Consider the following 12,858-nt stretch of genomic DNA (forward strand, 5'->3'; position numbering starts at 1 on the left):
TGGACGCGTGCCTGAGAGTAACGAGACCACCACGACCGAGATGCTGTCCTCGGTGGCGCAGGACTATCTCAAGATCATGTGGACGGTCCAGGAGTGGTCGGGGGACAAGATCTCCACCAAGCTGCTCGCCGAGAAGCTGGGCGTGTCGGCGTCCACCGTGTCCGAAGCGGTCCGCCGACTCGCGGATCAGGGACTCGTCGACCACGAACGCTACGGCGCGATCTCCCTCACCGACGAGGGGCGGCAGGCCGCGGTGGCGATGGTCCGCCGCCACCGCCTCATCGAGACGTTCCTCGTCCGCGAGCTCGACTACGGGTGGGACGAGGTCCACGACGAGGCCGAGATCCTCGAGCACGCCGTCTCCGAACGGATGGTCGCGGCGATCGACGCCAAGCTCGGCCATCCCGAACGCGACCCGCACGGCGACCCGATCCCGTCGCCCGACGGCACGATCCCCTCACCCCCGGCGCGCGCCCTGAGCGAGTTCCGCGACGGTGACCACGGACGGGTGGCCCGCATCTCCGACTCCGACCCGGCCATGTTGCGCTACTTCGACGAGGTGGGCATCGCGCTGGACACCGACATCACCGTGCTCGAACGCCGGGACTTCGCGGGCACCATCTCGATCCGGCTGGGCAGGACCGAGGGCCGCACGATCGATCTCGGTCATCCGGCGGCCGAGGCGATCTGGCTCGTCTGACCCGGCCGGGGCAGAGCTCACGACACCGGCAGAAGGCTCGCAACACCGTCGTCGGCCGACAGGACAGCGTTGCGAGCCCGCGTTCCGTGTTGCGAGCCCTGTCCGATCACATGTTGGCGGGCCGCACCACGAAGACGGCCGACGCGCGGCTGCCCTTCTCCTGGAGCAGCGCGGCTGCCCGCCCCCGGGAGTCGACAGCAGCGTAGACGCCGCGCAGTCCGACGGGTTCGAGCCAGCGGCCGTTCGCGACCAGACCCGCTTCCTCGTCGCTGATGGTCCGGCATTCGAAGGCGGTGCGCACCGCCGCGTCGATGTCGAGGCTCGGTGACGGATCCTCCGCGAGCTGCTCGAGCGTGCGGGCGTGCCCGAGGTCGAACGGGCCGACCTGCGTGCGACGCAGCATCGTGAGGTGACCACCCACCCCGAGGGCCGCACCGAGATCGCGTGCGAGCGCGCGGATATAGGTGCCGGACGAGCAGTCCACGTCCACGTCGAGGTCGACGAACCCGCCCTCGGGCACATCACGGCGCGCGCGGACGTCGAAGCGCGAGACCGTCACCGGCCGCGCCTTCAGCTCGACCGCTTCCCCCTCCCGCATTCGGGCGTAGGCGCGCTTCCCGTCGATCTTGATGGCGCTGACACTGGCGGGCACCTGCTGGATGTCGCCGGTCAGCGCGGCCACGGCCTCGGCGATCTGTTCGTCGGTGACGTGGGTTGCGTCCGTCGTAGCGACGGTCTCGCCTTCGGCGTCGTCGGTCACGGTGCTCTGACCGAGACGCACGGTCGCGCTGTACGACTTGGTCGTCAGCGCGAGCAGTCCGAGCAGTTTCGTGGCACGTTCGACGCCGAGTACGAGAACACCCGTCGCCATCGGGTCGAGTGTGCCCGCGTGCCCGACCTTGCGGGTACCGAGCAGTCGGCGGCAGCGGGCCACTACATCGTGGCTCGTCATGCCGGCAGGCTTGTCGACGACGAGCAGACCTGCGCGGGCGAGGGCCGGATGCTCCTGCGAGCGTGCGGGGTCGTTCATCAGCGCACCGTGATCGCGGTGAGGACGAGACCGTCGGCGATCAGCCATCGGCCGTCGAAGCCGGTCAGCGGCTTTCCGTCGACGGTGTCGCCCGGGACGAGCAACCGCGAATGGAAGGTGCCGGCCGTCGCGTCCGCGGCGGTGTCGCGCTCGAACGTGATGTGGGCGTCCTCGAAGCCCAGCCACCGCCGCGTGAGCGGGAACCACGCTTTGTAGGTGGCCTCCTTGGCACAGAACAGCAGACGGTCCCAGTGCAGGTCGTCGCCCGCCGAGGCGAGCCACTCGCGCTCGGCCTCGAGGCTCACCGCCGGCAGCACCCCGTCGGGGAGCACGTCGTGCGGTTCGGCGTCGATGCCGAGCGAACGCACCTGCAGCGAATAACCCAGGACGGCACCGCGATAGCCGTCACAGTGGGTGAGGCTGCCGACGAGCCCGCGCGGCCAGATCGGATCGCCCTTCTCCCCGCGCAGCACCGGGGCGGGGTCGACGCCGAGCGTGCGCATGGCCTGCCGGGCACAGTGGCGGGCACCGGCGAACTCGCGCCGCCGCTTGTCCACCGCCCGCGCCACGAGCGGCTCCTCCTGGGGGTGCGGCCGCAGTCCCGGTGGGTCCTCGAACAACTCGGCTGCAGCGACGCCGTCCGGCACTATACGCCCGATCAGCGCCCCGCGCGTATCCGTCTTCTGCCCGGTGTCCGGTTCGGTCACCGCAACTCCTTCTCTCGTTGAGCCCGCATCTTCTCGGCCTCGGCTTCCATCTCGGGGGTCACGGTGAAGTGACCGCCCCACTTGTTCAGGCTGCCCGGCGGATACGCCGGGACGGGGAGGATCTGCCGCAGCGGCTGCTCCGGGAGTCCGCGTCGCTGCCATTCGCGCGGATAACCGACCGAGACCTCCTCGAAGCGCACCCCGTCGTAGTAGGTCGTCCGCGGAATGTGCAGGTGGCCGTAGACACTGCACAGCGCCCGGTAACGCAGGTGCCAGTCGGCCGTCTCGGTGGTGCCGCACCACAGCGCGAACTCGGGGTAGAACAGCATCCGGGTGGGTTCGCGTACCAGCGGGAAGTGGTTGATCAACACTGTGGGCAGGGCGGGATCGAGCGCGTCGAGCCGTGCCCGGGTCTGCTCCACCCGTACCCGGCACCAGGTGTCGCGAGTGACGTACGGATCCGGCTTCAGCAGGAACTCGTCGGTCGCGACGACGTTGCGTTCCCGCGCGAGCGCAAGGCCGTCCGCCTTCGTCGTGGTGCCGTCCGGGAGGAAGGAGTAGTCGTAGAGCAGGAACATCGGGACGAGCACCACCGGCCCGTCCTCACCCTCCCAGATCGGATAGGGATCCTCCGGAGTCAGCACGTCGAGTTCGCGGCACATCGTCACGAGGTAGTCGTAGCGGGCGACCCCGAACATCTGCACCGGGTCCTTGGCGGTCGTCCACAGTTCGTGGTTGCCGGGCACCCAGATGACCTTTGCGAACCGGCTGCGGAGCTGGGACAGCGCCCACCGGATGTCGTCGGTCTTCTCCGACACGTCCCCCGCGACGATCAACCAGTCGTCGGGCGACTCGGGATGCAGATCCTCGGTGACCGGTCGATTGCCCCGATGACCCACATGGATGTCGCTGATCGCCCACAGCTTCGCTGCCACCGGCACTAACCTCCCGACTCGTCGTGGACGCGCACCTGCCGGTCCGCGCCCGTCACCGCCCATCGTCCCGAGAGCGTGCGCCATACGACGGCGATCATTCGGAACACGATGAACACCGTAAGCCCCGTCCAGATACCCGCCAGACCCCAGTCGTACGCGAGCGACAGCCAGATCAACGGCAGGAACCCGAACAACGCCGAGGCGAGCGTCGCCGTGCGCAGGAATGCCGCGTCCCCCGCGCCGAGAAGAACTCCGTCGAGTGCGAACACGATTCCCGCGAGCGGCATGATCGCCACGAAGAACCACCATGCGATGCCGATCTGGTCGAGCACCGCAGCATCGCCGGTGAACAGACCCGGAATCACATCCCGGCCGAGGACGAAGATCACGGCGAGGACGGCGGCGAAGATCGCAGACCAGACCGACAGGCGCCACGCCAGCCGAGACGCACCCCGCCGATCCGCCGCGCCGAGTGCAGCACCGACGAGAGCCTGCGCGGCGATCGCCAGCGAGTCCAAGGTCAGCGTCACGAAGTTCCACAGTTGCAGCACGACCTGATGGCCGGCCACCGCGGCAGCACCGAAACGGGCCGCTACCGCCGCCGCGGACAGGAAGCAGGCCTGGAACGCGAGACTGCGGGCGATCAGGTCGCGCCCGAGCCGCAGCTGCGCCCCGATCACCGCAGGACGTGGTCGCAGTGGGACGCCGGAGCGCAGCAGCGCGACCACGAACAGCACGGCCGACACGGACTGCCCGATCACATTGGCGACGGCGGAACCGACGAGTTCCCATCGAGGAGCGCCCAGGAGACCGTGGACCAGTACCGGGCACAGCACCGCCGACAGGACGAGGCCCGCGATGACGAAGCGCAACGGCCGGATCGTGTCCTGGACCCCGCGCATCCAGCCGTTGCCGGCCAGGCCGATCAGGATGAGAGGTACTCCGAACAGCGCGACGCGCAGCCACGACACCGCCGCGTCGGCGATCTCGGCGTCGCCCGCGAGCAACCGCGCGACGGGTGCGGCCAGCGCCTGACCGACGATCAGAATCGCCAGTCCGACGATCATCGCCAGCCACGTCGCCTGCACACCTTCGCCGACCGCGTCGTCGTGCCGGTGGGCGCCGTGGAAGCGCGCCGCCCGCGAGGTGGTCCCGTACGACAGGAACGTGAGCTGGGTGCTGACCTGCGCGAGGATCAGCCCGCCGATCGCGAGACCGGCCAGGGGCAGAGCCCCGAGCCGGCCGACGACGGCGATGTCGAAGAGAAGGTAGAGCGGTTCGGCCGCGAGGACCCCGAGCGCGGGAACGGCGAGCCCGAAGATGCGCCGTCCTGAGACTTCCGAGGGGGCCGACCCGCCGGGCGTGTCCGGGGCGGCCGACCCGCCGGGGGCCGTCAACCGAGCATGCCGCGCAGTGCGGCGACGATCCGATCGGTGTCGCCGTGGGCGGTGTACCCTGCGGCCAGCCGATGCCCCCCACCGCCGAGCGCGGTGGCGACGGCCGATACGTCCACCGCAGTCTTCGCACGCAGCGAGACGGTCCACTCTTCGGGAGCGACCTCCTTGAACACCGCGGCGACCTCGGCTTCGGCGGTGGTGCGCACGATGTCGATGACGCTCTCGACCTCTTCCGGGCCGAGATGCGCCGAGTCGGTGCGTCGGACGAACGCGTAGACCAGTCCCCTGCCCTGCGCGGCATCGCGTTCGAGCGTGGCCGTGGCCAGCACCGACGACAGCATCGGCAGCCAGCCGAAAGGATGGGTATCGAGCAGCGTCCGTGTGATCGACGTGCCGTCGATCCCGGTGGCCAGGAGACGCTCGGCGAGTCCGTGGGCCTGCGGGCGGCCCCACCGGAACGATCCGGTGTCGGTCACCAGTCCCGCATACAGGCAGTGCGCGAGCGCGGCGTCGATCTCGACACCCCACGCATCGAAGAGGTCCGCGAGCACCATCGCCGTGGCCTCGGACTCCGGATCGATGAGGTTGTGGGTGCCGAACCGCGTGTTGGACAGGTGGTGGTCGATCACCAGGACGTTCGGAGCGGTGTCGAGGCGATCGCGCAGAACCCCGAGACGGCCCGCGGTGCCACAGTCGACAGTGACCACGAGATCGACTTCGCGGCGCACGTCCGCCACCGGGGCGACCAGGTGCCTGCCCGGCAGCGATCGCATCGATTCCGGCATGCTCGCGGGCGAACCGAAGGCGACCTGCACGGCGACACCGCGCCGCTCGAGTGCGAGCCCGAGAGCCAGACCGCTGCCGAGGGTGTCGGCATCGGGATTGATGTGGCACAGCACCGTGACTGTTGCCGCCGCGTCGAGCAGAGCGACGGCACCGTGCAGGTCGACGGACCCTGACGGGACGAGCGGGACGCCGACATCGTCCCGGTGCGCCGGAATCACCGGCGGGTTCGGATCGGGCACCGGTGCGTTATTCGTCGTCGTCACCGGCATCGCGCTCACGGGGCTCCTTGTAGGGATCGGCGTCGCCGGCCGGAACGGCACCTTCACGAGCACGAGCGACCTCGTTGTCGGCTGCGCGAGCACGTTCGAGGAGTTCTTCCATGTGACGGGCCGTATCGGGCACCGTGTCGGTGACGAACGTCAGCGTGGGGGTGAACCGCACACCCGTGCCCGCCCCCACCTTGGAGCGGAGCACACCCTTGGCCTTCTCGAGCCCCGCAGCGGCGGCGGCGTGATCGGGTTCGGTGTTCAGATCCGCGCCCCGAACCGTGTAGTACACGGTGGCGTCGTGCAGATCCGCGGTGACCTTCGCGTCGGTGATCGTCACGAACTCGAGCCGCGGATCCTTGATCTCGAGATCGATGGCGGTCGCCACGATGGTGGCAATGCGCTTCGCGAGTCGGCGGGCCCGTGCTGGATCGGCCATGTCGTTCGTTCCCTTCTGTGGCCGCCGGCCGGCGGCCCGTCGTGCGGCCCGGATCAGTCCTCGGGCCCGAACAGCCTGCGCCTGACCGACAGCAGGTCGAGTTCGGGCCGCTGGGCGACCAGCCGCTCACACTTGTCCAGTATCTCCCCGACGTGCGCGAGATCGGAGGCGACAACCGCCACACCCACCCGCGCACGGCGGTACAGATCGTGTTCCCCGGTTTCGGCGACGGACACCCCGAGCCGGCGCAATTCTGCGACCACCGGGCGGATCGCCGATCGTTTCTGCTTGAGCGAATGCACGTCGCCGAGAAGCAGGTCGAGTTCGAGTGCTCCCAGGTACATCCGTTCCTCCCGTCGACGAGTCGGACATCCCGACACGCCCGTGGCGGCGAACGACGAATCGTTCACCGCCACGGGCGCGGGTGGATCAGTCGCGCGGCTTCTCGCGCAACTCGTACGCCTCGATCACGTCGCCGACCTTGATGTCGGAGTAGGTGATCGTCAAACCGCACTCGAAGCCCTCGCGGACCTCGGTGACGTCGTCCTTCTCGCGGCGCAGCGACGAGATGGTGACCGTCTCGGCCACGACGTTGTTGTCGCGGATGAGGCGGGCCTTCGCGTTGCGCTTGACGATGCCGGACTGCACGAGGCAACCCGCGATGTTACCGATCTTCGACGACTTGAAGATCGCGCGGATCTCGGCGCGGCCGAGCTCGACCTCCTCGTAGATCGGCTTGAGCATGCCCTTGAGGGCCTTCTCCACTTCGTCGATCGCCTGGTAGATGACCGAGTAGTAGCGGATGTCGACACCCTCGCGGTTCGCGAGCTCGGTGGCCTTGCCCTCGGCGCGGACGTTGAAGCCGATGATCACGGCGTTCGACGCGGCAGCGAGGTTGACGTTGGTCTCGGTGACACCACCGACACCGCGGTCGATGACCCGCAGGCGCACCTCGTCGTCGATCTCGATACCCATGAGCGCCTCTTCGAGGGCTTCGACGGTACCCGAGTTGTCGCCCTTGAGGATGAGGTTGAGCTCGTTGTGCTCCTTGAGCGCGGCATCGAGGTCCTCGAGACTGATGCGCTTGCGGCTGCGTGCTGCAAGTGCGTTGCGCTTGCGAGCATTACGCCGGTCGGCGATCTGACGCGCGATGCGGTCCTCTTCGACGACGACCAGGTTGTCGCCGGCGCCGGGCACCGACGTGAAGCCGACGACCTGGACCGGACGCGACGGCAGTGCCTCGAGCACATCTTCACCGTGCTCGTCGACCATGCGGCGCACGCGGCCGTAGGCGTCGCCGGCGACGATCGAGTCGCCGACCCGCAGGGTGCCGCGCTGGATGAGGACGGTGGCCACCGGACCGCGACCGCGGTCGAGGTGCGCCTCGATGGCGACGCCCTGCGCCTCCATGTCCGGGTTGGCACGTAGATCGAGCGCTGCGTCGGCGGTGAGCAGCACCGCTTCGAGCAGTTGGTCGATGTGCAGGTTCTGCTTCGCGGAGATGTCGACGAACATGGTCTCGCCGCCGTACTCCTCCGCGACCAGCCCGTACTCGGTGAGCTGCTGCCGGATCTTCTGAGGGTTCGCACCCTCCTTGTCGATCTTGTTCACCGCGACCACGATCGGAACGTCCGCGGCCTGTGCGTGGTTGATCGCCTCCACCGTCTGCGGCATGACGCCGTCGTCGGCGGCGACCACGAGGATCGCGATGTCCGTCGACTTGGCACCGCGGGCACGCATGGCGGTGAACGCCTCGTGACCCGGGGTGTCGATGAAGGTGATCAGGCGATCTTCACCGTTGAGGTGCGTCATCACCTGGTAGGCACCGATGTGCTGGGTGATGCCACCGGCCTCACCCTCACCGACGTTCTCCTTACGGATCGTGTCGAGCAGGCGGGTCTTGCCGTGGTCGACGTGACCCATGACGGTGACCACCGGCGGACGCTGCTGGAGGTCTTCCTCGCCGCCCTCGTCCTCGCCGTACTGGATGTCGAACGACTCGAGCAGTTCGCGGTCCTCGTCCTCGGGCGAGACGACCTGCACGACGTAGTTCATCTCCGAGCCGAGCAGCTCGAGGATGTCGTCGTTCACCGACTGAGTGGCCGTGACCATCTCACCGAGGTTGAACAGCGCCTGAACCAGGGCCGACGGGTTGGCGTCGATCTTCTCGGCGAAGTCCGACAGCGACGCGCCGCGAGCGAGACGGATGGTCTCGCCGTTGCCACGCGGCAACCGCACACCGCCGACCGACGGCGCCTGCATCGAATCGTATTCCTGCCGCTTCTGCCGCTTCGACTTGCGACCACGACGCGGAGCGCCACCGGGACGACCGAACGCGCCGGCTGCACCGCCGCGACCGCGGCCACCGCCGCCGCCACCGGGGCGACCGCGGAAACCACCGGGAGCGCCTGCACCGGCAGGTGCGCCGCCACCGCCACCGGCACCGCCACCGCGGTAACCGCCGCCACCGCCGCCGGGGCGTCCACCGGGAGCTCCGCCGGGGCGGCCCGGACGGCCGGACGCGGCCGGACGTGCAGCACGCTGCGGCATCGCACCCGGGTTGGGACGCGGAGGCATCGAGCCCGGGGACGGACGGGGTCCGCCCTGACCGGGAGCGGGACGAGGTCCGCCCTGTCCCGGAGCGGGACGAGGTCCGCCCTGTCCCGGAGCGGGACGCGGGCCACCGGGACCCGCCGCGGGACGTCCCTGTCCGGGCGTCGGCCGGGGGCCGCCCTGACCGGGGGTCGGACGCGGTCCGCCCGGGCCGGGACGCGGACCACTCGGACGCGGCGCCGGACGCTCGGCCGGCGCCGAGGAGTACGGATTGTTACCGACGCGCGGGGTCTTCGGACCCGGACGCGGACCGGCCGGCTTGGGGCCGGGCTTGGCCGCGGGAGCCTGCGGCGTCGGGCTGGGAGCCTGCGCAGCCGGGGCCTGCGGTGCCGCCTCGGCGGCGGGCGCCTGAGGCGCGGGAGCCGCAGGCTTCTCCTCCGGTGCCGGAACCGGCTTGGGAGCGGCCGGCTTCGGTGCACCCGGCTTCGGACGTGCGGCCTCGGCCGCGGGAGCCGGGCTCGCAGGGGTGGGCCGGGGACCCGGCCGGGGCGCACCGGGCTTCGGTGCGGAGGTGGGTGCAGCCTTCGCAGCTGCGCCGTCGCCTTCGGTCTTGCCGAACGATTCGCGCAGACGACGCGCGACCGGTGGTTCGACGGTCGAGGACGCGGACTTGACGAACTCGCCCTGTTCCTTCAGGCGTGCGAGTAGTTCCTTACTGGTGACACCGAGTTCTTTCGCCAACTCGTGCACGCGGGCCTTGCCTGCCACTGCTCTCCTCACTGATGAGGTCGAGCGGCCGACTGCCCGCACGACCTCGGGTTATCTCCGATGGACGTTCATCGCTGGTGCTTCACGGTGTGCTCATGAGTGTTCGTGCCTGTTCTTCTCAGAGTGCGATGTCACTGTTGGTGTTCCTCGTCTTCGTTCCCACGGTCGTCGTACCGGCCGAGGCCGATTCGATGCGTCCGTGATCACTGTTCCGTGGACCCGACCAGCTGATCCAGCGCTGTGGTGTCCGGATTTCCGGTCACGCGCAGTGCCCTGCCGAATGCTCGACGCCGAACCGCCAGGCCCAGACATTCCGGAGTGGGATGCAACCACGCACCTCGCCCGGGAAGCCTGCGTCGGGGATCGGGAATCACGGCGAAACCTGACGGTTCCGTATCGCGCGCCACCACCCGGAGCAGTTCGGCAGTCAGCCTTCGCTGCCGACATCCGACACAGGTACGCACCGCAGAGGCACGTTCCCCGCCGGTCGAGGACAGGTCATGCTGAACCATCGACCACTGTACCGCTGTTTTGCCCGGAATCCCGCATCCCACTCCTACGAGCCTGTCGAGCCGCCGCGGGAATCGTCCTTCCCGGCGGGCGCGGCGTCGCTGCGGATGTCGATGCGCCACCCGGTCAGGCGGGCCGCGAGCCGGGCATTCTGCCCTTCCTTGCCGATCGCGAGAGACAGCTGGAAGTCGGGAACGACGACACGGGCGGCGCGCGCGTCGGGGTCGACGACCGTGACCGACACCACCTTCGACGGCGACAGCGCGTTACCCACGAACTTCGCGGGGTCCTCGTCGTAGTCGATGATGTCGATCTTCTCCTCGCCGAGTTCGCGCATCACGTTGCGCACTCGCTGCCCCATCGGGCCGATACACGCACCCTTGGCGTTGAGGCCCGGCACGGTCGAATGCACGGCGATCTTGGAGCGGTGCCCGGCCTCACGGGCGACCGCAACGATCTCCACCGACTCGTCGGCGATCTCCGGGACCTCGAGGGCGAACAGCTTGCGCACCAGATTGGGGTGCGTCCGCGACAGGGTGATCTGCGGGCCGCGCTGCCCGCGGGAGACGCCCACGACGTAGCACTTGATGCGGTCGCCGTGCTCGTAGGTCTCCCCCGGCACCTGCTCTGCCGGCGGGATCAGTCCCTCGGCGTTGTTCGTCTCGCCACCGATCTTCACGACGACCATGCCGCGGGCGTTGGCACGCGAGTCGCGCTGCACGACACCACTGACGATCTCGCCCTCGTGGGTCGCGAACTCACCGAAGCGCTGCTCGTGCTCGGCGTCGCGGATGCGCTGCATGATGACCTGGCGCGCGGTGGTCGCCGCGATCCGGCCGAAGTCCTCGGGGGTGTCGTCCCACTCGGCGATCAGGTTGCCGTCGGCGTCGCGCTCCTCGGCCAGGACCTGGATGGCGCCGGTCTTCGTGTCGACCACGACCCGCGCGTGCGGCTGATGTCCGTCGACATGCCGGTACGCCGTGAGCAGGGCCGTCTCGAGCGTCGCGATGAGCTCGTCGAACGGGATGTTCTTCTCCGCCTCGAGCATGCGCAGGGCGGCGATCTCGATATTCACTTGTCCACCTTCGTTTCGTTCGTCTCGTCCTGGTCGTCGCTGCCGGTCTCGTCCTCGGGTCCCTCGGCGAGCTCCCCGGCCGCGACCCGGCCGTCCGGAACCCCGCCCGCGAGCTCGAGTTCCCTCGGCGGCGGCGGGGAGAACTCCACCTCCACCACCGCTCTGCGCACCGCGGCGAGCGGGACCGAGCGCACCACCGGCCCGGACCGATCGGGCAGCACGAGCCTGATCTCGTCTCCGACGAGTTCACCGATGCGTGCGACGAGAGTCTCGTCGGCCAGCTCCACCTTCGCCTTGCGGCCCTGGGCGCGCCGCCAGTGGCGGGCCTCGGTCAGCGGGCGACCGATACCGGGGCTGGTGACCTCGAGCACGTAGGGCGACTCGCCGAAGTCCGCCACCTCGTCGAAGGACTCGGAGACCACCCGGCTCAGGCGCGCCGCCTCGTCGAGACCGAGACCGGCGTCGCTGTCGACGAGCAGACGCACCGTACTGTGCTTTCCGGCGGCGGTGACCACCACGTCCTCGAGGTCGTATCCCTCTCTGGCGAGCAGATCGGAGACGAGCTCGACGATCCTCTCCGGGGGCGGCACAGGCATGGCGGGCAGGCTCCTCGTTCAGTTGTGGTCGCAGCGGACAGCGGGCCGGAACGGATGCGTACCGGCAGACTTCAAGCCTAACCCGCGTTTCGTGCTGCCGTGACCAGGGCGACGTCCTTCTCCCGACGCCGCGACTGGCAGGATGGTCCGGTGCCGATGTCACTCGACCGTCCCGCCGTCTCCCGACGAACCCTCCTGCGATGGTCGTCGATCGCTGTCGGTGGGCTCGGAATCACGACGATCACCGCGTGCGGCGCCTCCGACGAGGATGCCGCGGAACCCGATCCGTTGGCGGGTCAGGCGGCCCGGGCCCGCACCGACGCCGCGATCGCCACCGCGCTTCTCGCCCGGTCGCCGGAGCTGTCCGCGGCGCTCACCACGATCGCGGCGGAGCGGACCTCCCATGGCGACGCGCTCGAGGCCGAGATCGCCCGGATGGAGGGCGCAACGACGAGTTTCACTCCCCCGTCGACCACCGTGACCACACCCACCGGTGAGCTCCCGACCCTCGAGGAGCTCCGTGAACGGTTGAACCGGTCGCAGCGCGAAGCGGCGGACCTCGCGCGCACGCTCTCGGGTTACCGCGCGGGTCTGCTCGCCTCGATCAGCGCTTCCTGTGCCGTGCAGACGGCGGTGATGCTGCCGTGAGCTCACCCGAACTCGGTTCCGAACAGCAGGCCCTCGTCGACGCGCTGGAGGCCGAACACGCGGCGGTCTTCGGATACGGCGTGATCGCGGCCTTCGTGGAGCCCGCCCGCGCGGACGCCGTGGCGGAGGACACCGCCGCGCACCGCGCTCGCCGTGATGCGACGGCCGAGGCGCTGCGCGCCGCGAGCGTCGATCCTCCGGTCGCGGCACCCGGGTACACGGTGCCGTTCCCGGTGATCGACTCCGCGTCCGCCGCCCAGCTCGCCGAACAGATCGAGAGCGACACGGCGGTCGCGTGGCGGTCGGTCGTGGAACGGGCACGCAGCGAGTCCACCCGCGCCACCGCCGTAGGTGCACTCACGGAGGCGGCCCTGCGGGCGGCGCGCTGGCGGCAGAGCCGCGGAGTCGTGCCGTCGGTGGCCTTCCCCGGTCAGCCCTGAGCCGGGAG

General features: G+C 69.6%; 14 protein-coding genes. 3 read left to right on the top strand and 11 right to left on the bottom strand.

The window, feature by feature from the left end:
- Positions 1-7: 7 nt before the first annotated feature.
- The gene (locus GON09_RS08145) at positions 8-700 is read left to right on the top strand and encodes a metal-dependent transcriptional regulator (RefSeq protein ID WP_307854340.1); all 693 of its coding nucleotides are present in this window, start codon (positions 8-10) and stop codon (positions 698-700) included.
- 106 nt (positions 701-806) lie between these two features.
- Here GON09_RS08145 and truB read toward each other — a convergent pair whose 3' ends face one another.
- The 11 genes from truB to rimP form a co-directional block, all read right to left on the bottom strand.
- A complete protein-coding gene (gene truB / locus GON09_RS08150) occupies positions 807-1,730 on the bottom strand; it encodes a tRNA pseudouridine(55) synthase TruB (RefSeq protein WP_213931362.1) in 924 nt (307 codons plus the stop codon).
- A complete protein-coding gene (gene npt, locus GON09_RS08155; protein ID WP_213934349.1) occupies positions 1,730-2,392 on the bottom strand; it encodes a 4'-phosphopantetheinyl transferase Npt in 663 nt (220 codons plus the stop codon). Before npt ends, truB begins: the two co-directional genes overlap by 1 nt.
- A 41-nt stretch (positions 2,393-2,433) precedes the next feature.
- Positions 2,434-3,372: a metallophosphoesterase family protein gene (locus tag GON09_RS08160; protein ID WP_213931363.1), complete on the bottom strand. Its 939-nt coding sequence runs from the start codon at positions 3,370-3,372 to the stop codon at positions 2,434-2,436.
- 5 nt (positions 3,373-3,377) lie between these two features.
- Entirely contained in the window at positions 3,378-4,769 is a 1,392-nt protein-coding gene (locus tag GON09_RS08165) for an MATE family efflux transporter (protein ID WP_213931364.1), read from the bottom strand.
- On the bottom strand, positions 4,766-5,824 hold the full coding sequence (locus tag GON09_RS08170) for a DHH family phosphoesterase (protein ID WP_244865996.1): 1,059 nt from the start codon (positions 5,822-5,824) through the stop codon (positions 4,766-4,768). Before GON09_RS08170 ends, GON09_RS08165 begins: the two co-directional genes overlap by 4 nt.
- The gene (rbfA, locus tag GON09_RS08175; protein ID WP_064065124.1) at positions 5,802-6,260 is read right to left on the bottom strand and encodes a 30S ribosome-binding factor RbfA; all 459 of its coding nucleotides are present in this window, start codon (positions 6,258-6,260) and stop codon (positions 5,802-5,804) included. The genes GON09_RS08170 and rbfA overlap by 23 nt, the downstream gene beginning before the upstream one ends.
- Before the next feature lie 53 nt (positions 6,261-6,313).
- Positions 6,314-6,604, bottom strand: coding sequence for a DUF503 domain-containing protein (locus tag GON09_RS08180; protein WP_064065123.1), 291 nt, complete (start codon positions 6,602-6,604; stop codon positions 6,314-6,316).
- Between the two features lie 85 nt (positions 6,605-6,689).
- Complete coding sequence (gene infB / locus GON09_RS08185) at positions 6,690-9,581, bottom strand: translation initiation factor IF-2 (protein WP_213931365.1); 2,892 nt, start codon at positions 9,579-9,581, stop codon at positions 6,690-6,692.
- Positions 9,582-9,784: 203 nt separating this feature from the next.
- Complete coding sequence (locus tag GON09_RS08190) at positions 9,785-10,093, bottom strand: YlxR family protein (RefSeq protein WP_213931366.1); 309 nt, start codon at positions 10,091-10,093, stop codon at positions 9,785-9,787.
- Between the two features lie 44 nt (positions 10,094-10,137).
- The gene (gene nusA / locus GON09_RS08195; protein WP_213931367.1) at positions 10,138-11,166 is read right to left on the bottom strand and encodes a transcription termination factor NusA; all 1,029 of its coding nucleotides are present in this window, start codon (positions 11,164-11,166) and stop codon (positions 10,138-10,140) included.
- Complete coding sequence (rimP, locus tag GON09_RS08200) at positions 11,163-11,762, bottom strand: ribosome maturation factor RimP (protein ID WP_213931368.1); 600 nt, start codon at positions 11,760-11,762, stop codon at positions 11,163-11,165. Before rimP ends, nusA begins: the two co-directional genes overlap by 4 nt.
- 150 nt (positions 11,763-11,912) lie before the next feature.
- Between rimP and GON09_RS08205 the strand changes: the two genes are divergently transcribed.
- Both GON09_RS08205 and GON09_RS08210 read left to right on the top strand, forming a co-directional pair.
- Positions 11,913-12,410 carry a hypothetical protein gene (locus tag GON09_RS08205; RefSeq protein ID WP_374195390.1) on the top strand — a complete coding sequence of 166 codons (498 nt, stop codon included), beginning with the start codon at positions 11,913-11,915 and terminating at the stop codon, positions 12,408-12,410.
- Positions 12,407-12,850 carry a ferritin-like domain-containing protein gene (locus tag GON09_RS08210; RefSeq protein ID WP_213931369.1) on the top strand — a complete coding sequence of 148 codons (444 nt, stop codon included), beginning with the start codon at positions 12,407-12,409 and terminating at the stop codon, positions 12,848-12,850. Before GON09_RS08205 ends, GON09_RS08210 begins: the two co-directional genes overlap by 4 nt.
- The last annotated feature ends 8 nt before the right edge of the window (positions 12,851-12,858 follow it).

The organism is Rhodococcus sp. B50, from assembly GCF_013602415.1.
In the GTDB taxonomy this organism is placed as follows: Bacteria; Actinomycetota; Actinomycetes; order Mycobacteriales; family Mycobacteriaceae; genus Rhodococcus.